Origin of the sequence: Aeoliella straminimaris (assembly GCF_024054565.1) — a bacterium.
Classification (GTDB): domain Bacteria; phylum Planctomycetota; class Planctomycetia; order Pirellulales; family Lacipirellulaceae; genus Aeoliella; species Aeoliella straminimaris.
Window position 1 is genome coordinate 154,426 of the sequence record NZ_JAMXLR010000003.1, and the last position, 23,780, is coordinate 178,205.

A 23,780-nucleotide genomic window follows, 5' to 3' on the forward strand; every position below is an offset into this window, starting at 1 on the left:
GCAAGCTAATCGCGGGTGTTTGACACAAGGCGCCTCGCCGCCGGTGAACGTGCGGCGGCGAGGCAACCTTCAGCAATTCAGCGAGCAGTTAGCGACGTCGCCGGGTGGCAATGCCCAATCCGCCCAGCAGCAAGCCAAGCATGGCGATGCTGGATGGCTCGGGAACCAGGCTGGGGATGGCGCCCGACTGCACGCGGACGTTGTCGATGGCCCACCACCAGTCGTCGTTGCCCACGTAGCCGAATTCCAGCTCCAACATCGAGGCACCCGTCGTGTCGAGCAGGAAGCCAACGTCTTCGTTCACGTTGGTGCCGTGGTAGTTGGGATCCTGGCTATCGCTAACCCAGTGCAGCAGTTCAGTGGGACTGCCATCCAGGTAAGCAATCAGCGTGACTTCCTGCGAATCCTCGGGACGCCAGCTCGAGTCGAAGTCGATGGTCACAATACCTTCGGCCGAAACGTCAATCGGCGAGGTCTTCATCAGGGTCGTCAGGTCGCCTTGATCGCCGGGATCACCCAGATCGTCCCATTCGTCGCCATCGGCCACGGCCACATTGCCCGTGGCTTTGGTGAACCCATTGCGGGTAGAACCACCCACTTCGGCCCAGAACCCCTGCTCGGCAATGCTCCACTGCTCCCACTCCAGCACGCCAAAGCCATCGTCGCCACCGCCGGCGCCGGGGGTGCCCGCGTTGTCGGTCGACCATCCTGTCGGGAAGGTGTGCGTGAAGGCGTTCTCTCGGGAGGTGGTCGGATACTCGGTGCCGAGAATACTGGTTGTGCCATCCGAGGCGGCCTCGAGCGACGAGCCGGCGGTAATGCGCTCGTTCACGCTGTCGCCCAGCGTGACGCCTTCGAAATCCTCGAACAGCTTCTGCCCAGTGCCGCCGGTGATGTCCGCCACCTCGACGTTATCGATGGCCCACCACCAGTCGTTTGCGGCGTTGGCAATCTTAAAAGATAGAGTGGCCGATGTGGCGTCGGCGGGAGCGACAAAGGCGAGCGTTCCCGAGCCTGCATCAAAGTGCTGGTCCTGGGCGTTGTCCTTGAACTCCGGATCATTCGTGCTGTTATCGGAATCCCAGGCAGCCACCTCCACCGAGGTGCCGTTGTCGAACGTGGCAACGATCTCCACCGACTGATTGTTCAAATCGACCAACGTGCCACCGAGCGCACTGTCGTCGAACGCTTCCGGCCGCCAACTGGAGTCGAAGCCCACTCCGTGCAGGGTACCACCGTTTACCTGGAAGGAGGGAGTGATCAGAGCCGTGCTGTAGTAGCCACCATTTACGGCATCGTTCTGGCTACCCAGGTCGAAGTACTCGTCGGGATCGGCAATCGCTACCGTACCCGACGCGTTGCTGGTGGTGCCAAACTGCGAGCGATCCTGATCGCCGGCCGCGGTGGACCAGAAGTCCAAACGGGCGAAGTTCCAGCCTTCCCATTCGTCGACCCCGTAATCGGCCAGGCCAACGCCGGGCACACCAACGGTGACGGTGGGCGCCCCCCGGTAAGTATCGACCGCCTTGTCGACGGTCCAGCCAGCGGGAGCCGTGCTGCTCCACACACCGGGAATCGCTGAAGTGTTTGGTTCGGTCGCCACGCGTTCGGCAATCGAGGTGCCGATGCGTTCGTTGACGCTGTTGCCAAGTACGGCGCCTTCGAAATCTTCAAAAAAGATAACCTGGGCGGATGCCTTCGTGGTGTGCAAACCGAGCACCAGGGCAACTAGACAACAATACCACGCTAGATGTCGCTTCATGAGTTTCTCCTTCTCACACCAAATTTCAGAGCCAAGACAGGTGAACTTCGACAGCCAAGGCAGACAATCATTGAGAGATAGACCAGCCGCCCCCACAGATTCCGCCCCAACGGATGCGTGTGATGGTGCCGACCGACTATGAAGAAAACATGATGACTTCGGTCCATTCGCAGAAGATTCACGAAAAGCAACGGAGGACGAGGTCTCCTTTTGACACTCTGCGCGACTCACGCGAAATCTTCACACACTTGCTGCAAGCAGTTGCATCCTGTGTTTTCTCACTCGAGGTGCGCGTGCGCTTGCGGTCCAGGAATCTGCGCAATAAGGTACCCGCAGGCGGGATACACCGTGGTTACACTCGGTGCAAGCTCGAGGCACCCCCCTTGCGAATGATCGACTGCCCCCAAGAACGAGGAACCGATTCCTATGCAGCCTGCCGACGCTAGTGTTGTGCAACACGAATGCACCCTGCGGATTGAAGAAATGTTCGACGAACAGGGTGACTCGATGTACGGTGGCGAAGACGTCACCCAACTGCAGCATGCCCTGCAGGCCGCCTTGCTGGCCGAACAGCAGCAGGCGGGCGACGCCCTGATTGCCGCGGCGTTGTTGCACGACGTCGGTCATTTGCTGCACGAATTGCCCGACGATGCCCCGCTGCAAGGCATCGACGACCGGCATGAGGACCTGGCCGCGGCGTGGCTCGAGCGGCACTTTCCTCCGGCCGTGGTGCAGCCGGTGAAACTGCATGTGGAATCCAAACGCTACTTGTGCGCCACGGAGCCCGGCTATTGGGATGCCCTGAGCCTGCCATCGAAGCAAAGCCTGGAACTGCAAGGTGGCATCATGACCGACGAAGAGTGCGAAAGCTTCCGCCAGGGCGAGCACTTCGAGGCCGCCATTCGCCTGCGGCGGTGGGACGACGAGGCCAAGGTGGCCAACCTCGAGACGCCGCCGGTAAAGCACTTTCTGCCCTACGTCGACCGAGTCGCGACGCCCGCAAGTGCCTAGCGCCCGCCGTCAGCATGAGGCGCTCGTCTGCACTTTGACCTCCGCCAGCACATCATCCAGGATCGAGAGAAACTGGTCGCACACGGCCTGATCATGGGCCAACGACAGGTAGAGCTTGGTGCCCATCGGATTGAGGAATATGCCGCGGCGGAACAGCTCCAAGGTGATTCGCCGGGCGAGCGAACGATTCATGTGCTGGCTCGACCAGTAGTCGGTGATTCTGGGGTCGGCGTGCCCCACCAGTACCGAGCCCCAGCCCATGGAAAAGTCGAGCATTTTCTGTCCACTGGCGGTCACCAATCGGCAACCAGTGCCCGAGTGAATCACGGTCGCGAGATCCTCAGGCAGATTGAATTCGCCGTTGCTACCCGCGGGAAACACGGCCAATGATCGTTGGCTCCAGGTTGTTGAATTGCTCATCGATCGAATTGCCTTTGATGCTTTCGTCCATTCTTAACATTGAAATACATAATGGGGCCCCACAGGCTTTGCCAGTTATACGGCATGCTGTGAGCCACCTACGCGATTTGCCCGTATTTGTGCGCACAGCGTCCTGTCCTGATCTCACAAATCAGCTGGGGCTTTTCACGCATGAGCGAAACGCTAAGCAATGAACCGTCACGGCGACGATCTCGCGACGGCCGATCGATGAGGATTGCACTGCTGATCGACACGTCGACCACTTGGGGATCGGGATTGATCGAAGGCATCGTCGACTACTCCAAGTCGCGCGGCAAGAGTTGGTTGTTTTCGTTCGAACCGCGTGGCAAGTACGATGACATGCAATTGCCCGAAGGCTGGCAGGGCGACGGAGTGATCGCCCGCGTCACCACGGCCAAGCTGGCCGAGCAGATCATCACGCGGAAGATTCCGTCCGTTAACGTTTCGTGGTTTCGCTATGGCACCAACCTGATTCCTACGTGCACCTGCAACGAGGAGAAGGCGGCCGAACTGGCCGTGCAGTACTTTGTGGGCCAGGGCTACCGGCAATTCGCCTACTGCCGCTCCACGCTACGACCGACGTACTTCGACCGCCTGGGCGATGAGTTCGAACGCTGCATCCAGAACGCCGGTTACCGCTGCCTGGTGTTCGAGCCCGACACGTGCATGGACCAGCTCGATACCGAAGGGCAGCTCATGCGGTTGGGCGGGTGGCTCGATTCGCTCCCCCGCCCCACGGCGCTGTTGAGCTTTGATTCCATCCAGGGTCGACTGATCACCGAGGCGTGCCACCACCAGGGAATCTCGGTGCCTGACGACATCGCCGTACTAGGGGGCGAACACGACGAGCTCTGCAGTCGGGTGTCGCAACCGCCGCTCTCGGGTATCGATCAGGCCCCGCAACTCGTTGGTTTCCACGCCGCGGAGATGCTCGACATGCAGTTGAATCACCGTCCCAGTCGGGCGCGGGATCAGCGGCTGCCGCCGGCACGAATCATTGCTCGGCAATCGACCGACAAATTTGCCATCGACGACGAGATGCTGGCTGAGGCCATTCGGTACATTCACGCCAACTATGCGGAACGGCTGAAGATCTCCGACATCCTGGCGGAGATTCCTCTCAGCCGGCGAGCGTTGGAGATCGGCTTCCGCAAGTACCTGGGGCGGACCCCGCGGGACGAGATTCGACGGGTTCGCTTACACAAGTCGCTCGAACTGCTCTGCGACACCGATTGGAGTGTCACCCGGATCGCCCAGGAGTGCGGCTTCGACCGGCCGGAACTCTACACACGGGCGTTTCGCCGCGAGTTCAAGGCCACTCCGTCGCAGTACCGCCGCAACCTGGCCCACGACATCCCGCCGCCCCACTTCACCCATCCCGAGGCAACGCGGCCGAAAGACGCTTCCAAGCGTCGTAGTCCGCGCGACGCGTAACACGCCATGAGAGGTGGGAGCGAGCGACTTCAGGCGCTCTCCGCCACGGAGTTGGCCGGCGCCGGACTGGTGACCGTCTGCCGCGAGGTGCGCCAATAGAACACGAACAAGGTGGTCGTGATTAGCAGGGCCGCAATGCTGAGCCAGTAGCTACTGGCGGTGAACAGCTCGAGGTAGCCACTCGATCTGGAAAGCTTGTACTTGGCGATGTACACCCCCACGGCACCCAGATAACCCATGGCGTCGGCCAGGTACATCAGATAGCCAATGTTGCCACGATCGCGAAACAGCGCCAGCATCCGCTCGAACACCGTGGTATGGAACGCCACGTACGGCACGTAGGTTCCCAGGCCAACGGCCACCATGAACAGGAACGGCGAAACGATCTGGGCCGAAAACCCCCATAAGCTGAACAACACCAGGACAAACCCGCCGGCGATCAGACCAAAGGAACCCAGAAATGCGCTGCGATTGTCGCGCACTAGGATCGCACTGCCGTTGATCAGCAGCACACCGATCACGATGGCCAGCCCGCACCACGCGTAGATGGCGGGCTCCCCCTCGTACTTTAGATCTTGCCAGATTTCGACGCCGAAATCGTCGCGAATCGAACGCATCACGGTCAGTAGGATGTAAATCAGCACTAGGCCGTTCAAGCCAAACGCATGGCGGCGGTAGAAGGCCCACCGTTCGGCGCGATTCATCGGCAGTCGGCGACTTCGCTCTTCGACGTCTCCCTCGCCTGGCGGCGGAATCTGGCTGAGCATGTACACGCCTAACAGCAGCGGCAGGACAAAAATCATGCCGGTGAGCCACGGCATCGAAAAATCGGAGACTCCAAAGTCGACAATCAAGGTTCGGCCGACCGATTTCACCACGTCCGACGACAAAATGAAGCTGGCGCACAGTCCGGCGGTGAGTGCCTCGGTCACTTGTCGACCTTCGAGGAACGAGAGGACCAGCCCAAACACCATGCCCAGCGGCAGCCCGTTCACGAACAACAAGGGCCAGTTATAAGGAGGTGGCACGATAGCGAACAGCACCAAGGCGACCTGCGCGATGCCGATCAGTGCCAAGATCGCAATCGCCCGCCGGGCGGCTGGCATCTCGCTGATCACCTTGATGCCGATAAACTTGGACAAGGTGTAGCCGGCCAGTTGCGCGGTGACCAACACGATCTTATAGCCAATGCCCCACAGCTCCAGCCCACTGTACTCCGCCGCATTGAATGGTTTGCGGAACGCGTACATGCAGAAATACGTGGTAAAGGCAGCGATAATGCAGTAAGTTGAGAAGACAAACGGGCTCTGGCGAGTTAACCACAGCGATATGCCGTTCAATGGCCGTTGTCCTGCGTCGCGCACTTCGATCGTCACTTTCCTGTCGGCACTGGTTGACCCGCCGCCCTTCGCATCGCCGCCAACAGTAACGCCCCATCCAACGAAATACAAGCAGAAAACGGACGAAGCGGCAGTATATTGAATTCTGAACAGGCAGGTGGCGATCCCCGGCAAACTTAACACAAGCTTCACAAACGTCGGCCCCAGCCGCTTCGATTCATCAAGCGAGCTGCGCAGCAAGTCAGATAAGTGTTCACGACCGCCTGGCGGCGGGCGTGAAAAACCTACCCCCCAAAAAAGAACGACCATTGATGGCATCCCATCAATGGTCGCACTTGGATCTCGCCTTCCGGCCCTGTGGTTGCTCACTGCCCCAAGCAACCAAGGGGCGTTCTTGCGAGGGGTTACTTTTTCCGACGTGCCGCGGTAAGGCCCAACAGGCCGCACGCGCCCAGTAGCAGCCCGAGCGAAGTGGGTTCGGGAACCGCCAGCATGGCGGCCGATGGGGTACCGACGGCGCCAAAATTGTCGCGCCAGCGGGTGTAGTCGTCGCCGTCGACGCCCTCGGTCGGATCGTTAGGCAGGGCCGTCGACGAACCCAGATGGTTGCGCCACACGGTGTAGTCGGCGATGTCGACCATGCCATCGTCGTTGTAGTCGCCAAACAGCAGTTGGGGAGCCACTCCGGTATACATAACACGGGCGTCGTACACGTCGCCGTCGGAGTTCATCCATTGCAGCACCACGTCTTCGGATCGCAACAAGGCGTTATAGCCGGCGCCGAGAGACAGCCCCGTTGTGCCGGCAGCCAGTGTCGACCCATCGGACCAGTAGCCCTCGACCAGGCGGGATTCACTTGACCCGCCGCCAATCTCCCAACCATTGCCGGTGCCGTTGCCCAGCGGGAACGACGCGGTGTCGCCTCCAATGCCATCGAATTCGCCTGGCAGCAACCCACCACCGGCGCTGCTGATGGTGATATTCCGCATCTCGATGCCCGTGGCGCCCGCTTCGTTGTTGCTGAGCGTCATCTCGCCGCTGGCCCGGTCGATCTTCAGCACCACATCGCCAGGCCCGGAGAGCAGACGAAACTCGTGCCCCCCAATATTGTTAGTGGGGCGGCTGGTGGACACTTCCGAAGCCGTGAGCCGTACGGCAACGTAGCGCCCCGCGTGCGTGCCGGAAAGCGTGAAGGGATACAATTTACTGTTGAGTAAACGATCGTCCGTAGCGCCGAGGCTGAAACTCGCGTCGGGCGAGGTTCCCGGCAGAACGCCGCCGAAGTCGGAGTTGCTAAACCAGAACTCAAACTTGCCAACACGGTCGGCCGTCGGATCGGCACCCGATCGCTGAGCGTAGGCAAACCAGTTGGCCGACACCGAGGAACCGTAATCCATGAACAAGGTCATCGGCCCCACTCCGTCGCCCGCGTACTGGTCGAGATCCGCGGTCAGATCATTGTAGTCCAACAGGAACAGCTCGGTGTTGATATTGTTGCCTTCGTCCAGGTAGGTGTCGTCGAACAGCTTCTCGGGCCCCTGGGTCTCTTGGTCGTTAGCCTGTCCTTCGGGAATGGTAATCGAGGGCAACCCTCCCACTACCGAAAACTCCTGTGCCGCAGCGTTATCGGTGGTCGCCAACACACCCACTATCAACACGGCAGCCGTCGCCAAGGCCGCGGCCGCACGACGCCGCATCTGCACCATGCCCAGCGCGGCAGCCACTGCCACCAAGGCCACCGAACTCGGTTCCGGCACGGCCGTGCCGAACAAAGCCGCCATGCCGCCGGCCGAGGTGACCAGCATCTGGAAATCGTACTGATCGCTATCGAAATCGCCATCCAGATCGCCACCAAGGTAGGCCTGCGCGGCAGTGGCATCGAGGTAATCGCTGCCGTAGCCCTGGCGAAACACTTGCCAGTCGTTGAAGTCGACCACGCCATCGCCGGTGTAGTCGCCCGCAACAATCTCGTCGCCAACGTACTCGACGCCGTCCGCGATGGCGGCTCCGTTTTCGTCGAGCAACTGGAAGATCAGGTCTTCGTAGCTGCTGGGAGCAATCGACCACAGGTTGCCCAAACTATAGGTGGCGCCGGCCGCCAGGGTGATGCCGTTGTCGTCGCCGCCCGCGGTATCGGCTTCGCTCACCTTCGCCTCGCTGGAGTCTGGGTCTTCGAGCCAAGTGTCGCCCGGATCGCCGCCGCTCGCCGCGACCGATTGCCATCCAGCGATGTTAATGATCTGCGAGCTCGTCGACGATAGGGAGTATCCCGAGAACGTGACATCCTGGTCGGCACGGATCATCACTTCGCCACTGCTCCGATCGACAACCAGCGTGGCCGGATCGTCGATGAAGAACTCCACTTCGGCAATTTGCATCGAGTTCGTGGCGCCCGCATTGCGGAGCGTGGGAAACACCATCCGGTACGAACTGAACGCCCCGGCTGTGTTATTGACCTCTACGATTGGCCCATTGGCGGTCCGGTCGGTCGGCAGTTCCACCTCGCCCGAATCGATGAGTGTCCAGTTTTCTTCGTTCCCGGCGCTGTTGTCGGTGGAAGTGATCGGATCGTTGGTGCCGTACAGTTCCCAGGAGGTCGGGTCGCGATCGGGAATATCGTTGGCGGTGGTAAGCTGGAAGCTGGTGACCGCGTACGATCCTTTGGAGGGCGTCACAATGAAACCGGAATTTTCTTTGCCGAAGTTCAGGTACTTGGTGCCGTAGTTCTGATCGATGGCCTGGGGCGCCTCTTGAGTTCCACCACCCGAACCGGTTCGACTCTGGGACGTATAGTCGACGTCGCGGATCGAGATGATCGGATTACCAAACGAAAGCAAGTTCGAGCCCGTGCCATCCAGCGAGCTGTAAAACCCGATATCGGCCAGCTGCGTCAGGTTCTGGCCCGGATCCTTCATGCTGGGCCATACCATCTTGTACGAAGCGTAGGAGACCGCATTGCTGAATCCCACCGGTTCGGCGATCGTTTGCCGGGCTGAGGGTAGCGCCAGGTCGCCCATCGAGATTAGCGTCCAGTCTTCATCGCGGCCGTTGCTGGCCTCGGTGCTGGTGATTGGATCGTTGGTGCCGTACAGCAAGTACTCCGCGGGGTCGCGTCCCTCGGCATCGTTAGCCGTAGTCATCACGAAGCTTTGCACGATGGACGAAGAGGAAGGCGTTACGATGAAGCCGGCATTGTCGCCACCACGGTTCAAGGTCTTGGTACCCGAGTCGCCATCCAGCAGCAGGTCGGCCAATTGGCCATCACGCACATCGCTCCCAGTGCTGGCATCGAGGTCAATCGCCAGGATGGGGTCGCCCGGCGAGAGAATGTTAAGCGCCGCGGCCTCTCTGGCCGCCAGCAGCACGGTAAGGGCCGCGATCAGACGCAGCGAATGAGAACATCCCATGGTTGAACCACCTTGTGGTAACAGACAGATACGATGGAAGGAGACTCGAAGGTGAAGAGTGACAAGCCGACTCTCGGAATCTATACGTGGCCCGCCAAACCAACAGCGATCGAGAACAGTGATAGGGGTACGCCAGCCGAGCTATTCGAGTTTGTTGCGTCGGCGCCATGCGAACAGCGATGCCGCCACGCCCAGGCAAAGGACAGCCGTGCTGGGTTCCGGGACTCTGGTCCCGATCAATTGGATCTCGGCAATCTGCATGGAATTCGCACCGCCGCTGTTGCGCAGCGTCGGAAAGACCAGTCGGTACGAGGTAAAGGCACCGCCTGCGTTTTCCACCGACACCAGGGATCCCACCGTTAGTCGTTCGTTGGGAAGTTCCAGCGAGCCCGTGTCGATCAGCGTCCAATCCTCTGACTGGCCATCCGTGTTGTATACCGACGTCACGTCGTCGTTGGTGCCGTACAGCTCCCACGAGGCAGGATCGCGCTCGGGGGCGTCGTTGGCAGTGGTGAGCTGAAAACCGTCGACAATTGATAGCCCCGCCGAAGGAGTCACGATGATGCCGGTGTTGTCTTTGCCGAAGTTCAGGTACTTGGTGCCCGGGTCCTGGTCGATGGCCTGGGCCGCCTCCTGGGTTCCGTCGGACGAGCCGGTTCGGCTGTCGTACTGGTAATCGACGTCGCGAATGGAAAGAATCGGATCGCCTAACGTCAGCAGGTTGGCGCCTGTACCATCCAGCGAGCTATAGAATCCGATGTCGGCCAACTGCGTCAGATTCTGGCCGGTGTCCTTCATGGTGGGCCAGACCATTTTGTACGAAGAGTAGGAGACCGCGTTACTGAACCCCACTGGGTCGGCCACCGACTGACGGTCCGAGGGCAGCGCCAGGTCGCCCATCGAAATCAGTGTCCAATCTTCTTGGCGGCCGTTGCTGGCTTCGGTGCTGGTGACCGGATCGTTGGTGCCGTACAGCAGGTACGAAGCGGGATCGCGACCCTCGGAGTCGTTGGCCGTGGTCATGACTAAGCTTTGCACAATCGAGGCCACCGACGGCGTTACGATGAAGCCAGCGTTGTCGCCACCGCGGTTCAGGGTCTTGGTACCCGAGTCGCCATCGAGCAACAGGTCGGCCAATTGGCCGTCGCGCACATCGCTTCCGGTGGAGATATCCAAGTCGATTGCCAGCACCGGGTCGCCGGGCGAGATCAACTCAATGGCGTGCGATGCCGGGGCCGCGAGCGAAAGCGTGGCCACCGCCATCAGGCAATAGGCCGCATTGGTAGTGAGGTCGCGCAGAGGGTGAGTTTTCTTCATGAGTTCGGCTCTGGAAAAGAGGTGTCGTTCAGAGAATAGAAAATCAGTCGATCCAATTCCGCTACCACGTTTGGCTGCGCCCGCTGCGATGCCCTACCGCCGGCTGTACTCTTTGATCTCGCCACCATCGTTGCGATGGCCCATCTGGCGGAACACTTGCGGGTCGACGTCGTAGTTCACGACGCTTACCGAGCTATCGCAATTCGAGAACAGGCAACCGCCAGGATGTGCGCTGCCGAAGGCTTCTCGGGCAGCCAGGTCGGTGAGCGAGTAGGTTTCGTCGGCGTCGCTGCGAGGAATGTGATCCGCGTTGCGTCCGTCGTAGTAGGTCGATCGCACGGTGTCGTCCTGAAAACCTGTGTACATCGACCAGTCGTCGGCCTTGAAGTAGACTTCGCCCGTGTACGATTGCACTGGCACCCATCGTTCACCGAGTGCGATGGTGTTGCTCAAGCCATCGGTTATCTGGCGAAACTTCACCGCCGTGCCGCAGAACGTCACGCCGTTGAATTCCGATACTCGAGGGGGAAATCCGGCCGGCAACGAAGAGTAGTTACCGGGTGAGATCTCTTGGCACTTCTGGTCGTAGCCGGTGGCGTCGCCCACGTTCGAGGCATAGTCGCTACGAGCGCCCTGAGGTTGGCCGTACGAAATCACTCCTCCCTTGCCGTCGCCAGATCTGGCGGTCCACCCACTCGAGGAATAGGGGCTCATACCACTTTGCGGGTACGGGCCACCTTTGCGGCGCGAGGGACAGTTCAGCACGCCCACCGGCGTGGCATCGCGTTCGGCCAGCAGTACACCACGCGCAGCACCCGTGGCGCCGCTACCGGTGTCGTACAGTGCCTGCTCCTCGATATAAGGCAGCAGTGCGAAGATCCAACCGCCGGGCTGAGTGTGATCGAGCCCTCGGTCGGGGTCGCCCGTCCAGTTTCCTCGCCATCCCGAGGAGGGCAAACGTCCCGTGGCCGACTCGAGATTGGCCATCGCCAGGGTGAGGTTCTTGAGATTACTGGTGCAATTGGCGCGGCGAGCGGCCTCGCGTGCCGCCTGCACTGCCGGTAACAGCAGAGCCACCAGAATGCCAATGATGGCAATGACAACCAACAGCTCAACCAGCGTAAATCCATTTCGGACCGATGGTTTCATTCGGACGAGTCGCATCACGAGTCCTTATCTTTGCCATGCTGCCAAATGGCAGGAGTTTGCCAACTGCAGCACGTGCGGACGAACGCTACTCGCCGCCCGGCTTGAAGCGAAACTAGGTTACAGCTCCAAGGTGCCTGCCGCCTCCATCCGAAACACAAGCCGGGCGGCACGCCCTGGAGCATGGAGAAGCCTTCCCCAACATCTGCTAATACCACCAAGCGCCGTTTTGTGGCGGTTGACTTTGAAAGATTTTCATCCCCTGCAGGGAACCGAGGGCTGCGGCTCCAGAACAGCGGGTAGGTGCAGATTCTGGACGCCCTCCCGCCCGCCTGCCTTCGCCCACCCGACGCCCGGACGGTTGGCGCTTCGCACAAAGAAGGACAAGCTGGGAACCATTGCGAAGTCGCCGTGGGCTACCGACGCGGGGAAATCGGTTTCCAGCAACTAGAAATCGGCAAGTCGACGCTGCTTCACGGCGACCGACCCAGCGGAGTGGAGTGCCAACCGAGTGGAGCGACCTCGCGCGTGCCAGTTATCGAATGGCCAGCCAAACGGCAGTCGCCATCACGGCGACGCACCCCACGCAGAACAGGATTCCTCCGACGCTCTTCGGCAGAAACCTGCGAGTGTAGTGTGGCATCTCCGCACGATCCCTGCGGTTCTTGAGCGCGACCAGCACAAACACGGTCGCCCCGCCCCCGGCAATCGCATTGCCGCTACCATACACGGCAACAACGCCAAGCAGGCCGGCGAACAGGCACTCCACCACAAACAGCGTGTCCTGCAGACGAGGGTTGCCAACCTCCTCCGGATCCCACAAGCCGTTGACTTCCTTCGACTCTCGCCATTCGTTCCCACCGTCCAGGCGCAAGAGTGTCTCGGGCGCGATCTTGTGCTCTTCGACCAGCGTGTTCAACTGATCGTCGCTGTACGGCCCGTACTGCTTGTCGTTCGCGTAAACGAACCAATGCCGTGATCGCACGAACTGCTCTCCCGACTGACCTGGATGAGGCCTTCAGCTTACCAAGCCGTCGGGACGCGGTCCAGCTTCTTTGGGGCAGGTGCCCTCTGCCGTTCTCAACCATCCAGTCCTTCAATCAAACGCACCATCGCAGTCGCATGCGCCAGCAGACAAAGCAGGCCAACAAAGAGTCCAAGAACACACGCAAATGCCAGGAACACGCGGCGCACATTTCCGTGTGGGATCAGAAGGATCCCGGCCAAAACCAGAATGGACAAGTAAGACAGCGGCACGGGCGCGTACAAACGAACCAGCAGCTGCGTGACCGCCGGTAACTCGATGCCAAACTCGAGATAGATGGGCAGTAGAATCTGCCGACCTGCGAACACGCCGATGGGAATGGCGATCCACAGGCCGGCCAGTATGAAGTCGACCAAAAACCACCCGCGTGGTCTTGGTTTCGTCGCCGGCGACTGGTAGGGATTGGAGTCGTTCATCGGACTAGTGAGGACGAGGGCTTCAATCGACAAGTGGCGGGAGTCAAAAAGCGTCTGCCCAAACTCCTCTGTATATTCGTCCGAACGGGCGCGGCAGAGTCTTCAAACGGGCGAGCAACGTGGAGCCGTCCCGCACACCGGCGGTTCTTGGCAATGCGGCGAGGTAGTCACCCAATCCCAGCCTACTGCCGCTACGCATGTCATGACAACTGGCAGTCAACCACGTGTGCGATTCCGCAGACTGCAGCGCGCGGATCGCGATGCTGGCAGTCATCCTCCAAGGCAACTCCCCGGTGACCGTCGGACGACGGATTCAAGGTTCTGCATCGACATCGCTATAATGAAAGATGCATCAGCCGTTGTTGTGCTTACATGCATTTCTCATCCTATATGCACTAGCAAGGAGTACAGAATCATGCTCAAGGCAAGACAAGGTAAAGAGGTGGTGGTGCGAATGGCCGACGAGATCGGCGGGTTAGCCAAGTTTTCTAAGGTCGTGGCCGAAAAAGGGGTGAACACCTTGGCCATGAGCGCCTGGGTCGAGGGTGACGAGGGCGTCGTACGGTTGGTTACCGACGACACACTGCGCACCACGGAGGCCTTGGAGAAACACGGCTACAAGCTCGAAGTTCGAGATGTCGTGCTCGTCGATACGGCTCACAAGCCCGGTGCGCTGCGACACCTGACCGACACCCTGGCGGAGGCGCACATCGACCTGACACATTTGTTCGCGAGTGCGACAATCGCTCAAGACGAGTGCCTGGTGGTGTTCAATTCCTCGAACAACGAACACGCGATCGTGTTACTCGATCGCTGAGCGACTCCCACGCCACCGCGACTCATGGCAAAATGGCACCCACTGCGGGCGTGCTACCTGCCCGAAGGCGCTAACCAGGCGTCTTTCGGCAAGGACGCCACCTGGCGCAGACGAGTTTCCCGCGTTTACAGGTAGTGGACCATTCGGCCTGCAACACGCTTCGGCACCCCACATTTCCGAAGGAAGCGAAAAAACCGGCAAAAAGCGCCCACTTGGCCCCAACCGCCATCTCGGCAATGCTAGACTAGTGAAAGTCCCACGACTAATTTGTCCGCTCGAGGAGGCCCAACATGAAAACCTCACTGAAGTTAGCCACCCTAATGTTCGTCGTGGCCCTGGCTGCGTCATGGAATGGCCATGCCATCGCTCAGGAGCCCACACCGGCCACCGAAGAGTCGCTGGTTGCTCCCCCCGCCCCGCCCAGCGAGGCAACTATCATGGAGCAAGCTCCCACCATCATCCAGTCGCAGCCGATGCCGGCATCGCCGACCTGCTGCCCGATTGAAGTGGTCCGCGACCACACGAAGCTGTCCGCCCGACGGATGTACCGCTGCTACGGACCTGGCGTGCCGCAGACCTTGTGCGTCGACAACCCAGCCGACTGCACCAATTGCCTGTACGCGGTCGACGTGTGCGTGCCCGCCTGCTGCACCGGCGCTCCGGTTTGCTGCGGAACGGATGTCGGCCTGCTGGGTCGCGGCTACGTGACCTATCAATGGCCCTGCGGCTTCGAAGTCAAAATCGCCTTCCGCGTCCACGGCGGCGTGATCTTGACCTATCGCTAACGAGCAGAATCTCGCAGAACACGAAAAGCTCCACCTGCCTCGTTCGTTTGAGGTGGGTGGAGCTTTTTTTGCGCCAGCTGATTACCGTCGATTGGCGTTTCCAGAGAATTCGCGACGGATTCGTTCACAACCGGCGACTCAGTTCCGACATCTAAGTTGGCGAACCAACCTTTGGTGTCACGGGGGGGGTAGTCGGAGGAGTTATAGGTGGGGGCGGAGCCTGCTCCTCGTATCCGGGTGGCGGTGGGGCCTGTTCCCCGGCAGCGGCAAGATGCACGCCAACGTCGTACATCAAGTGGTGCAGTGTCGCTTCGACCTGCTCGCACTTGGTGAGCAAGCCACCCTGGCCGATCTGTCGATGTTGGTGCCGCGACCAACCGCGCACATCGTCTTCAATGTGGTGGAACAGCGAGTCCATGCCACCCAAATGCTGGCGAATCGTCTCGCGGTCACCCTGGTGCTCGGCAGCGTGGACGTGCTTGGCAGTCTGCAGTAGGCTGTACGCTTCGGTGTAGGTTTCCACGTAACCGTGGTTGTGCTGATAGTTGTAGTGTAGGTCCAGGCACAACTCGTTCAACTGAGTCTCGAGCGCGAGCGCCAACTCGTCCACATGCGTGTAGCCACCAAACGTCATCACCACCGGCTGTGGCGAGGCGTGGTTGTGATTGTGCGAGTGATCGACCCACGGCACGTAGTAGTACTTGTCGCCCTTGCAGTAGTACGAACCGTGATGCTGACCCTTGTAGGAGCCACTGCGAATGACGAATGTCGCATCGCGTCCGCCCAGGTTCGGCACGATCTTCACTTGAGGATTGGTGCCCGGGCGAATCACCCAGTTCTCTTGGCGTCCGTTGCGATTGCCGTCGTATTTCGGGTCGTCCCCACGCCAGCGTCGGTCCTCGACCTTGTTACCGTCATCGTTATCTCGATTGAATTCGATGCGCGGCTTGAAGTCATCGCCCAGTTTGAGGCGAATCTGAGCAACGGCCGGAGCAGCGACCATGACTGCGACCACACTTACAATGGCCAGGCGGATGGTGGGTATCTTGAGCATCGGAAGGCTCCCAAGGTTCGAGCGGGCGAGATTGCTAGCTTATGACAATCTACACGCGTCTTCGGTAAGCCGAGCGAGCTAAGCCGAGAATTGGTCGAGAAAAGGGGATATTGAGGGTATGTTTGGACTCGAATGAACGAGTCTTGCGGGTCAGTACGCTCCGTGAGCGGCGGGTAACTGCAGGTTGATGCTAGTTTGTTACGGTTCCAAGAGTCGGAGCTCATCCGCTCGAAGCAGCGGTGCCTCTGCCGCGCACTCTCTCAGGTGAGGCCCGGCTTTGGCAAGTTACTATGCCTACACCGGAGCCACCGCGTCGAGCGCTTCGACAATCTTGCCGACGTTTTCCTCGCGGGCACCGTGCCCCATCAGGCCGATTCGCCAGCACTTGCCGGCCAGCTCGCCGAGTCCACCGCCGATCTCGATGTGGTGCTCTTCGAGCAGTGCGCGCCGCGCGGCCGCTTCGTCTTTCAATCGCTCCGGCACCTTTACCAAGTTTAGTTGTGGCAGCGAGTTCAACGGGTCGGAGGCGTACTCGATGCCGCGCTCTTCGAGTTGCACTTTCAAGAGTTCATGTGCGTTGCGATGCCGCTCGAAACGCTTCATCAGGCCTTCTTCGAGGATCAACCGCAACGCTTCGTGCAGGCCGTAGTTCATGTTCACCGGCGCGGTATGGTGGTACGCCCGCGAGCCGCTCCAGTAGTTGCCGACCAGCGTCAGGTCGAGGTACCACGAATTCACCGGATGCTTGCGATTGTTCACTTTGTGCATGGCCCGCTCCGAGAGCGTCACCGGAGCGAGTCCCGGCGGGCAGGATAGGCACTTTTGCGTGCCACTATACGCACCGTCGATTTGCCACTCGTCGATCTTCACCGGCACGCCGCACAATGAGGTAACGCAGTCGACCAGCAGCAGCCCGCCATTCTGGTGCACCGCTTCGCCTAACTTGTCGATCGGTTGATGCACACCGGTGGAAGTCTCGGCGTGGACAATCATCATGACTTTCGGCTTTAGTTCGCCAACCAGGTCCACCAAGGCGTCCTGGTCGAACGCCTCGCCCCACGTGGCATTCAGCGTCTGCACCTCACCACCAGCGCGGCGACACTTCTCGGCAAAGCGGCCACCGAACACACCGTTGACGCATACCACGCACTTGTCGCCCGGCTCTACCAGGTTGTCGGCCAGCATCTCCGCACCGGCCGAACCGGTACCGCTGCAGGCGAGCGTCATCTCGTTTTCGGTCTCGAACACCGCCTGCAGCATCTCGCGAATCTCGTTCATCGCCCGCATGAACTCGGGATCCATGTGGCCGATACAAGGCTTGGCCAGTGCTTCGAGCACACTCGGAGCGACCGGCGAGGGGCCAGGGCCGTGCAGCAAACGAGTCGGCAACTCGAGCGGGGGAAACGGTGTCTTCACGGCTATGTTTCTTTCTTGCTAACGAACTTTGTGCGACGAACTTCTCAACGACTTCGCTGGGTGCCTGGGGACGAGCTCCGCGAGCCTTAGCAAGTTCAGCTCTAGGGGCTCGCGGGACTCGACCCCAGGCACCCGAATGTCTTGTACTATTTTCTCAACTACCTCGCTGCCCATTGTAAATGTAGCCGCCGGTGGTCGCGTAGTCGCGCAGCACCTGGGCCGCTTGCTGGCGATGGATCCCTTCGAGCACTTCGATGCCCCGCGACTCCAGCTCCTGTACCCAGTCGGCCGGCTTGGGTCCTTCGTCGAACCCAATCGCGCGGGCGTCGGCCTCGGTGGCGCCACACACCAGCCGCTTCACGCCCGACCAAGGGGTAGCGCCGAAACACATGGAGCAAGGTTCGCAGCTGGTCACAATCTCGTAGTGGCGATCCTGCTCGCTACCCAAGTCGTGCGAGCCGGCCAGTTGCTGGGCGATGGCAAAGGCCACCATCTCGGCATGCGCACCCGACCACCTGGAGGTGACCACGATATTCACGCCCGGGGCCAGCAGCGTGCCATGGTGCAGATCGAACACCGCCGCACCGAACGGCCCGCCGGTGCCCTGCTCGATATTGCGCCGCGCCAGGTCGATCGCCAACTGCATCCGCTCCTCCACGGTTTCGAACACGTGGTCGGCGGCCGGCAGAAACGACTCGACCCACGTCGGCAAGGCAACTTGCAGATGGGGAAATCGCGGCGAGTTAAGGTCGGGTGAGTCGGACATACACTTCTTTACAGGCTACCGTGGGGCAATGTGGGGCACTCTGCAGGATACCCGCGCCGCGGGCGCGAGGAAAGCGCGACGATCGCCCCATCCTTCCGTATGCCTTGCCAGTTCGCGCGGGGTCCCCGGTTGGTGAGCCCGGAGAACTGCGAATTCGTAGGGGGGGGACAGTCGGGGGGCGGACGGTTGCTTGTCGCCTCAGTCGTCTCTGCGCCAATCGGCAAGATGCATCTCCACACTCACGCGTCCGCGGAATCGGTTGAGCACAGGATGGAATGCCACGGAGATCGGCCCGCCGGCCACGGCCTGGAAGTCGTCCAACCAGTCGCTGCCGCCAAACGCCACGGCGCGAAGCCGTATGCCATGCTGCTCGAGCTCCAACGACAGATGGCGTCCCGCCGCGCCAATCAATCGCGGCTCGCCGGCAATGCGGACGTCGCTAGTACACATCATCGGGCGGCGATTGCCACAGCCGAAGGGCGCCAGCTTTTCGATGTCTTCGATCGTCTGCCGGGTGAGCGCGGCGAACGGCGCCTCGGCGTCGATGTCCACCTGGCCAGTCCGCGCGGCGTCGGCCACCCCAGTGGCTGCGGCCGTGCAAAACGCCTGGCGGAACGCGTCGATCGCCTTGTCGTCGATCCGCAGCCCCGCCGCCGCGGCATGGCCGCCATGACTCAGCACGTGCTCGCTGCACGCGGCGAACGCCTCATGCAAGTCGAAGCCCGGGATGCTCCGCCCCGAGCCCATGGCCGGCTTAATGCCCAGCTTGTCCTGCGAAATCAGCACCACCGGCCGGTTGTACTGCTCGGCCAACTTGCCGGCCACGATGCCAATCACACCGGCGTGCCAACCGTAGTCGGCCAGCACCAGCGCGGCATCCTCTTGTGGATTGAATCGACGCTTCGCTTGCTTGCGCGCGGCGAGCAATACGCTCCGCTCGAGATGCTGTCGCTCGCTGTTCAGCTCGTCGATAAATCGGGCCAGCTCTGCTGCCCGCTTGGGATCGTCGGTCGCCAGCAACTCGATGGCCAGTTCCGCCTGCCCCAGTCGCCCCGCTGCGTTGAGTCGCGGACCAATTGCAAAGCCAATGTCGTCGCCCGAGATAAATGGTTTCTTGTCGAGCTGCGTCACCTGATTGAGCGCCGCGAGGCCAATCGACGGACTTGCCGACAGGCTGCGAAGGCCATTGCAGACAATGGCGCGGTTCTCGTCTACCAAGGGAACCACGTCGGCTACCGTGCCGATGGCCGCCAGACCGGTCGCTTGCAACAAGAACTCCCGCATCGCCGGCTGCACCCGAGCACCGCCGGAGGCCAACTGGCAAATGCCCCACGCCAGTTTGAACGCCACAGCCGCGCCGCACAGCCCCGCGAACGGATAGTCGGAGTCGGGCAGCCCTGGATGAACGATAGCCGTGGCCGCGGGCAGGCGCTCGGCCATCTGGTGGTGGTCGGTGACAATCAGATCGATGCCCAACTGTTGGGCGTGATCGGCTTCGGCGAGGCTCGCGATACCGTTGTCGACGGTCACCACCATCTCGGCGCCGCGGCTGGCCAGTTCGTCGAGCGACTCGATGCTCAGCCCGTACCCCTCTTCCAGCCGATGCGGCACATAGTACTCCACCTTGGCGTGCAGCAGTCGCAGGCACCGCAGCAGAATGGCAGTGGCCGTCATGCCGTCGGCGTCATAATCGCCATAGATGACAATTCGCTTGCCCGCCTTCGCGGCGTCGTAGATCAGCTCCGCTGCCCGCGGCAACCCCGGCAGCTCGCTGGGGTCGCGCAAGTCGCTGAGCTTGGCCTCGATAAATCGGCGGGCCGCATCGGGGCAATCGATTCCGCGGCCTACCAGCAGCCGGGCGACCAGCTCGGTAACTTCTGCCGACTGCGCAAGCCGCTCGACAACCGCCGTGTCATAGGTCGCGATGCGCCATTGCTTGGGCATGGAAAGAGAGAAGGGGACAGCGGGCAGCGTTGTTCGGCTCCCGGACCCACGCTGGCCGGAGCGCGTCGGCGCTGGCTACTTCTTCTTCTCGTTGTGCATGGTGTGGCGCTGCAGCCGGGGGCAGAACTTCTTGAGCTTCAGCTTTTCGCCGCCCATTTTCCGCCGCACGGTGTAGTTGTAATCGCCGGTCTCCTCGCAGACGAGGAACACCGTTTCGACCTTTTTCTTGCGTTTTCCGCCGCTTTTCTTTGCCATGTAACCGAACCTCAAGTAACCGCTACGAATCTTAGATAGTGGCCAGCCCAGTACTATATCGCTCCCTGGGCCGCAACGCCAGGGGTACTGGCCCCCAACAGGCCAATTTGCCCTGCGGCAGCCGGTATTGAAAGCCGCCGAATCGGGGCTATACTTAGGAGTTCACCCCACCCGCTGCGAGCCAGCCGGGCGGGGCCCATTCCCCTGTAGCTCAGTTGGTAGAGCAGGCGGCTGTTAACCGCCTTGTCGCAGGTTCGAGTCCTGCCGGGGGAGCTTTTCTCCGCACCGCGGAAAGCACCGACAATCTGGTTCACAGCACGCACCCAGGCGAGACTCGCCTGGGTGTTTTGTTTCTGAGGGATTCTTGACTGGGTTAGGGGCCAAACGGGGGCGTGGCGAATTCTGAGAGTTCCTGGGGGAGTAAAGTGTTGGGCTCAAGCGTGGATGGTGTGAGGTAAACTCTCCCACTCTCTACCTGACGAATTGCCGCGTCGAGAACTTTGACCTAGTTGCCGTTTGCTGCATGCTAGTCATTTGGCCCACTTGGGAATCCCTTCCACGAACGCCAAATACCTGCGACAAGTGATGTGTCAAACGCTTGTCGTGGAGGTAGTAGAGAGGAGATCTTTGGCGTTTAGGTTCTGTATCGACCAGCATCACGTAGCGTGGGCGCGAACGTGACCCGCCTGCTGTGGTCGGGATCGTTGTCACGAACACGCCCCTGCGTGACCGGGATTCGACCGGCACCGGTGAGAATCTCCCGTTCCGGCAGATGGCCGTTGCGGACCACCAGCCGCCGACCTTGTTCGTCGGTACGATGGGCGTGGCGAGCGATAAAGTCGTCCACCTCGGCATCAATGGCCGACTGCAACATCCGCCTGGCTCCTTCCCGCACAATCTGGTCGATGGGGCTTCGTTGGTCGAATGCCGCGCGAAATGAAACCACCTCGGCATCGAGCGGCTCGTCTACTGGCACTTCGCGTCGGTCTGTCTTAAGCTTGGTCATGGCGTATCCCTTGTGCCCGCGCGGGGCCGCTGAAGTAGTGAAGTACATCAGCAGGATGCGCCACCTTTCTCATTCATTCAAGAACACGACTTTCGACAATAGCTCAAACAAGCTTCTGGAATGGAGAAATCCCTGCGGGAGCGACAGAAGTCGCGCTGCCTGCCATCGGGTGTTCTCCGTTTGGTCTTCACCGCTTGTTCCTAGAGGGCACGATCCCACTTTTCCTCTCAATACAGTCAATCGAATCCCTACTCAAGCACTTAGACGTGGCACAAACATGCGTTGCCGCAATTAGTGGGGGGCACGAAAACAAAATTTGCATCGCAAGGTACGAATTGTTACCATTTCTTCAGCTTGCTGGCGAAACAACTCTTGTCACCGGCTCGACCATTGAGTCGACACTGTGCGAGGCGACACGTGCGAAACGCGATCTTCCTGTCCTTTGCATGGCTATGCACCTGTTGCACGACGGCAGTCGTGATTGCGGCGGGGCCGGAAGACCACTGGGCCTTTCGTCCGCTTGGGGGAGTTTCAGAGGTTGCACCGGAAGGTGATCTAGATGCGGCGGCCGCTATCGATGAGCGTATCGAACGATTGCTCCGTGAGCGCGAGCTTTCTGCTGCGCCACTCGCCGAGCCCGCGACACTATTGCGGCGGCTGACATTTGTACTCACGGGCTTGCCGCCAGCCCTCGACCAGCAGAGGCAATTCGAGGCCGATCCGTCGCCGGAGGCTTATCGCGCGTTAGTCGACCAGATGCTCGACTCCCACGAGTTCGCGGAGCGGTGGGGACGTCATTGGTTGGACATCGCACGGTTCGCCGAGTCGAGTGGCGGTGGGCGGAGCATCATGTTTCCTGAAGCTTGGCGGTATCGCGATTATGTCATCGACGCCTTCGATCGCGACTTGCCATTCGATCGTTTCATCGTCGAACAATTGGCGGGCGACCAGTTGCCCGCCAATTCGCCCGACGAGCGCGATCGACAACAGATTGCAACGGGTTTCCTGGTGCTAGGAGCCATTAACTACGAGCTTCAAGACAAAGCACTGTTGGACATGGAAGTAGCCGACGAGCAAATTGAGGCAATAGGTAGGGCGTTTTTGGGTATGTCGCTAGGCTGTGCGCGGTGCCACGACCACAAGTTCGATCCGGTTACTCAGCTCGACTATTATCGCTTGGCTGGCTTTTTCACCAGCACAAAGTCGGTACGGCACGACAACGTAGGCTCGCCCAACATGGTGCCGCTCAAGATGGCGCCAGAAGTTGAAGCGTATCGCCAGCACTCGGAGCGTGTAGCCCAACTCCGCGAAAAACTTGAGAGTCTAAAGGCCGAAAAAAATGTTGATCTCAGCAAAGAAATCGACGCCTTGAAAGCCGAGATTCAAATCGCTAAAAAGTCTGCGCCGCGGCAACCAATGGCCATGTCTGTTCGCGACGGCGATGAGGTTGGCGATACGCACGTCCGGCTCGGCGGAGACGTCGACCTTCTGGGCGAAATCGCGCCGAGAGGCTTCCCGGCGATAGCAAATCCCCGTCAGGCTTCCTGCAAGATTCCACAGGGCCAAAGTGGTCGGCTTCAGTTGGCTGAGTGGATTGCCTCGCCGGAAAACCGCCTTACCACGCGTGTCATCGTCAACCGTGTGTGGCACTTCACGATGGGCAAGGGGCTAGTGCGGACGCCGGACGACTTCGGCAATACGGGTCTCCCTCCGACTCACCCCGAATTGCTGGATTACTTGGCTCGGCAATTCACGGAGCAAGGCTGGTCAATCAAAACTCTGGTGCGGCAGTTAGTGCTTACCGATACCTTTCGCCGCAGTACGGTCGCCCCCGACCAGACAATGGCCATCGACCCGGAGAACCGCTTTTTGGCGCGCGCCCATTTGCGTCATCTCGACGCTGAAGCATTACGCGACGCCATGCTAGCCGTGAGCGATCAACTGGACGTGACGCGCGGCGGACCCACCATCCGCAAGCTGACGGAGTACGACTATGGCTACCAATTCGATAGCAAGCGGCGGAGTGTTTACGTGCCGCGGTTCCGCAGCGAGCAGCTCGATGCGTTCTCGGTATTCGATTGCGCGAATCCCAACGTTGTGACCGGCCGTCGGCAACAGACCATTCTTCCAGCCCAAGCGCTGTTCATGCTCAATAGTCCTCTGACTATCGAGTCGTCGACCGCGACGGCCGAGTTGGTGTTGTTCGAGAATGTAGGCGAAGGTCCTGACGTCGACACGAATCGTATTGAGACTCTCTTTCGTCGCGTGCTGAATCGAGCCCCGACGGCCGAGGAAGGCCGGCTCGCCGAAGCGTACCTTCGTGACGCAAGACGAGCACCAGACTTCACGGATCAAAGCGTCTACGCAGGGCTGTGCCAAATGTTGTTTGCGTCGATCGATTTCCGTTTCATTCGCTAG

18 protein-coding genes, 1 tRNA gene and 1 pseudogene are annotated in these 23,780 nt (G+C 60.4%); 6 read left to right on the forward strand and 14 right to left on the reverse strand.

Features of this window, described 5'->3' with window-relative positions; translation table 11 throughout:
• Positions 1-88: 88 nt before the first annotated feature.
• The gene (locus tag NG895_RS00610) at positions 89-1,762 is read right to left on the reverse strand and encodes a PEP-CTERM sorting domain-containing protein (protein ID WP_252850496.1); all 1,674 of its coding nucleotides are present in this window, start codon (positions 1,760-1,762) and stop codon (positions 89-91) included.
• Between the two features lie 426 nt (positions 1,763-2,188).
• Between NG895_RS00610 and NG895_RS00615 the strand changes: the two genes are divergently transcribed.
• Complete coding sequence (locus tag NG895_RS00615; protein WP_252850497.1) at positions 2,189-2,773, forward strand: phosphonate degradation HD-domain oxygenase; 585 nt, start codon at positions 2,189-2,191, stop codon at positions 2,771-2,773.
• 9 nt (positions 2,774-2,782) lie between these two features.
• Here the strand turns inward: NG895_RS00615 and NG895_RS00620 are convergent, their stop codons facing one another.
• Positions 2,783-3,193, reverse strand: a complete 411-nt coding sequence (locus tag NG895_RS00620; protein ID WP_252850498.1) for an aminotransferase class III-fold pyridoxal phosphate-dependent enzyme — start codon at positions 3,191-3,193, stop codon at positions 2,783-2,785.
• Between the two features lie 228 nt (positions 3,194-3,421).
• Here NG895_RS00620 and NG895_RS00625 point away from each other — a divergent pair, with 228 nt between their 5' ends.
• On the forward strand, positions 3,422-4,648 hold the full coding sequence (locus NG895_RS00625; RefSeq protein ID WP_252850499.1) for an AraC family transcriptional regulator: 1,227 nt from the start codon (positions 3,422-3,424) through the stop codon (positions 4,646-4,648).
• A 29-nt stretch (positions 4,649-4,677) separates the two neighbouring features.
• Here the strand turns inward: NG895_RS00625 and NG895_RS00630 are convergent, their stop codons facing one another.
• The 6 genes from NG895_RS00630 to NG895_RS00655 form a co-directional block, all read right to left on the reverse strand.
• A complete protein-coding gene (locus tag NG895_RS00630; RefSeq protein ID WP_252850500.1) occupies positions 4,678-6,024 on the reverse strand; it encodes a DUF5690 family protein in 1,347 nt (448 codons plus the stop codon).
• Between the two features lie 368 nt (positions 6,025-6,392).
• Positions 6,393-9,395 (reverse strand): PEP-CTERM sorting domain-containing protein, encoded by a 3,003-nt coding sequence (locus tag NG895_RS00635; protein WP_252850501.1) that lies wholly within the window; start codon positions 9,393-9,395, stop codon positions 6,393-6,395.
• Between the two features lie 141 nt (positions 9,396-9,536).
• A complete protein-coding gene (locus NG895_RS00640; protein WP_252850502.1) occupies positions 9,537-10,712 on the reverse strand; it encodes a PEP-CTERM sorting domain-containing protein in 1,176 nt (391 codons plus the stop codon).
• Between the two features lie 93 nt (positions 10,713-10,805).
• Positions 10,806-11,876: a DUF1559 family PulG-like putative transporter gene (locus NG895_RS00645; RefSeq protein ID WP_252850503.1), complete on the reverse strand. Its 1,071-nt coding sequence runs from the start codon at positions 11,874-11,876 to the stop codon at positions 10,806-10,808.
• A 517-nt stretch (positions 11,877-12,393) separates the two neighbouring features.
• Positions 12,394-12,843 carry a DUF4339 domain-containing protein gene (locus tag NG895_RS00650; RefSeq protein WP_252850504.1) on the reverse strand — a complete coding sequence of 150 codons (450 nt, stop codon included), beginning with the start codon at positions 12,841-12,843 and terminating at the stop codon, positions 12,394-12,396.
• Between the two features lie 95 nt (positions 12,844-12,938).
• Positions 12,939-13,319, reverse strand: a complete 381-nt coding sequence (locus NG895_RS00655; RefSeq protein ID WP_252850505.1) for a hypothetical protein — start codon at positions 13,317-13,319, stop codon at positions 12,939-12,941.
• Between the two features lie 415 nt (positions 13,320-13,734).
• Between NG895_RS00655 and NG895_RS00660 the strand changes: the two genes are divergently transcribed.
• On the forward strand, positions 13,735-14,136 hold the full coding sequence (locus NG895_RS00660) for a hypothetical protein (RefSeq protein WP_252850506.1): 402 nt from the start codon (positions 13,735-13,737) through the stop codon (positions 14,134-14,136).
• A gap of 290 nt (positions 14,137-14,426) precedes the next feature.
• A complete protein-coding gene (locus tag NG895_RS00665) occupies positions 14,427-14,921 on the forward strand; it encodes a hypothetical protein (RefSeq protein ID WP_252850507.1) in 495 nt (164 codons plus the stop codon).
• 151 nt (positions 14,922-15,072) lie between these two features.
• On the opposite strand, the gene NG895_RS00670 is transcribed toward NG895_RS00665, so the two are convergent.
• From NG895_RS00670 to rpmG, 5 genes are all read right to left on the reverse strand, one after another.
• Positions 15,073-15,975 carry a hypothetical protein gene (locus tag NG895_RS00670; RefSeq protein ID WP_252850508.1) on the reverse strand — a complete coding sequence of 301 codons (903 nt, stop codon included), beginning with the start codon at positions 15,973-15,975 and terminating at the stop codon, positions 15,073-15,075.
• 294 nt (positions 15,976-16,269) lie between these two features.
• Positions 16,270-17,391 (reverse strand): pyridoxal-phosphate-dependent aminotransferase family protein, encoded by a 1,122-nt coding sequence (locus NG895_RS00675; protein ID WP_252850509.1) that lies wholly within the window; start codon positions 17,389-17,391, stop codon positions 16,270-16,272.
• A gap of 154 nt (positions 17,392-17,545) precedes the next feature.
• A complete protein-coding gene (locus tag NG895_RS00680; protein WP_252850510.1) occupies positions 17,546-18,157 on the reverse strand; it encodes a nucleoside deaminase in 612 nt (203 codons plus the stop codon).
• Between the two features lie 198 nt (positions 18,158-18,355).
• Positions 18,356-20,101 carry a single-stranded-DNA-specific exonuclease RecJ gene (gene recJ, locus NG895_RS00685; protein WP_252850511.1) on the reverse strand — a complete coding sequence of 582 codons (1,746 nt, stop codon included), beginning with the start codon at positions 20,099-20,101 and terminating at the stop codon, positions 18,356-18,358.
• A 75-nt stretch (positions 20,102-20,176) separates the two neighbouring features.
• On the reverse strand, positions 20,177-20,356 hold the full coding sequence (rpmG, locus tag NG895_RS00690) for a 50S ribosomal protein L33 (protein ID WP_252850512.1): 180 nt from the start codon (positions 20,354-20,356) through the stop codon (positions 20,177-20,179).
• Between the two features lie 200 nt (positions 20,357-20,556).
• Here rpmG and NG895_RS00695 point away from each other — a divergent pair.
• A tRNA-Asn gene (locus NG895_RS00695) sits at positions 20,557-20,629 on the forward strand.
• Between the two features lie 388 nt (positions 20,630-21,017).
• On the opposite strand, the pseudogene NG895_RS00700 reads toward NG895_RS00695, so the two are convergent.
• Positions 21,018-21,362: pseudogene (locus NG895_RS00700) on the reverse strand (IS256 family transposase); the annotation flags it as partial.
• Between the two features lie 417 nt (positions 21,363-21,779).
• Between NG895_RS00700 and NG895_RS00705 the strand changes: the two are divergent.
• Positions 21,780-23,780: a DUF1553 domain-containing protein gene (locus NG895_RS00705; RefSeq protein ID WP_252850514.1), complete on the forward strand. Its 2,001-nt coding sequence runs from the start codon at positions 21,780-21,782 to the stop codon at positions 23,778-23,780.

Bases quoted from the DNA above. Each gene is read 5' to 3' on its own strand.
- NG895_RS00615 (WP_252850497.1), top strand. From the start codon at position 2,189: ATGCAGCCTGCCGACGCTAGTGTTGTGCAACACGAATGCACCCTGCGG.
- NG895_RS00660 (WP_252850506.1), top strand. From the start codon at position 13,735: ATGCTCAAGGCAAGACAAGGTAAAGAGGTGGTGGTGCGAATGGCCGAC.
- NG895_RS00670 (WP_252850508.1), bottom strand. From the start codon at position 15,975: ATGCTCAAGATACCCACCATCCGCCTGGCCATTGTAAGTGTGGTCGCA.
- NG895_RS00625 (WP_252850499.1), top strand. From the start codon at position 3,422: ATGAGGATTGCACTGCTGATCGACACGTCGACCACTTGGGGATCGGGA.
- NG895_RS00665 (WP_252850507.1), top strand. From the start codon at position 14,427: ATGAAAACCTCACTGAAGTTAGCCACCCTAATGTTCGTCGTGGCCCTG.
- NG895_RS00635 (WP_252850501.1), bottom strand. From the start codon at position 9,395: ATGGGATGTTCTCATTCGCTGCGTCTGATCGCGGCCCTTACCGTGCTG.
- NG895_RS00645 (WP_252850503.1), bottom strand. From the start codon at position 11,876: ATGCGACTCGTCCGAATGAAACCATCGGTCCGAAATGGATTTACGCTG.
- NG895_RS00610 (WP_252850496.1), bottom strand. From the start codon at position 1,762: ATGAAGCGACATCTAGCGTGGTATTGTTGTCTAGTTGCCCTGGTGCTC.
- NG895_RS00640 (WP_252850502.1), bottom strand. From the start codon at position 10,712: ATGAAGAAAACTCACCCTCTGCGCGACCTCACTACCAATGCGGCCTAT.
- NG895_RS00680 (WP_252850510.1), bottom strand. From the start codon at position 18,157: ATGTCCGACTCACCCGACCTTAACTCGCCGCGATTTCCCCATCTGCAA.
- NG895_RS00655 (WP_252850505.1), bottom strand. From the start codon at position 13,319: ATGAACGACTCCAATCCCTACCAGTCGCCGGCGACGAAACCAAGACCA.
- NG895_RS00620 (WP_252850498.1), bottom strand. From the start codon at position 3,193: ATGAGCAATTCAACAACCTGGAGCCAACGATCATTGGCCGTGTTTCCC.
- rpmG (WP_252850512.1), bottom strand. From the start codon at position 20,356: ATGGCAAAGAAAAGCGGCGGAAAACGCAAGAAAAAGGTCGAAACGGTG.
- recJ (WP_252850511.1), bottom strand. From the start codon at position 20,101: ATGCCCAAGCAATGGCGCATCGCGACCTATGACACGGCGGTTGTCGAG.